This is a genomic window from Pseudonocardia nigra, from assembly GCF_019396355.1.
Classification (GTDB): Bacteria; Actinomycetota; Actinomycetes; order Mycobacteriales; family Pseudonocardiaceae; genus Pseudonocardia; species Pseudonocardia nigra.
Map to the genome: position 1 here is coordinate 1 of NZ_JAHKRK010000596.1, position 526 is coordinate 526.

Sequence of the window (526 nt, forward strand, 5' to 3'; positions counted from 1 at the left end):
GCTCTCCGATGATCAAGCTTGGTGTGAGAACCGCAAGATCACCACCGGAGTCGTGCCCGTGCTTACATCCTCGACCGCGTGTCGCCGCAGCTCAGCGCCCACTCACCGCGACTTTGCCGACCCCCTGCCCCACACCCATTGCCGACGTCGCACGTCACGCAATCCTTGGAAGGGAGGCTCCGAATGGGCAGGCGATGGCCGCTGTTGGTTGCGCTGATACTGGTGCTGGCGGGATGCGGCAGTGGAACCGACGATACTGAGTTGCCCGCCGAGGCGCGCGTGGTCGAGCTGCCCGGGGCCGCCGGCCAGATCGACTTCGATGACCTCGTTTACTCGCCCCGGCTGCAGCGGGTCCTGGTCCCGGCCCGGGACAGCGGGTTGTACCTGGTCGACCCGGACGCGGCCACCGCAACCCGCGTTCTCGGCACCGGCAGCGTCGCCTCCGCCGACGAAGGCCGCGGAACGCTGTTCCTGGCCGACCGCTCTGCGAGCACCCTCACCGCCGTCAACCCCGCCGACGGTTCAG

Annotated in this window: 1 protein-coding gene; it reads left to right on the top strand. The window is 68.6% G+C overall.

Annotated elements, in window-relative coordinates:
• Nucleotides 1-261: 261 nt before the first annotated feature.
• The coding region (locus KME75_RS42365; RefSeq protein WP_219420735.1) for a hypothetical protein at nucleotides 262-526 on the top strand (265 nt) is incomplete at its 3' end.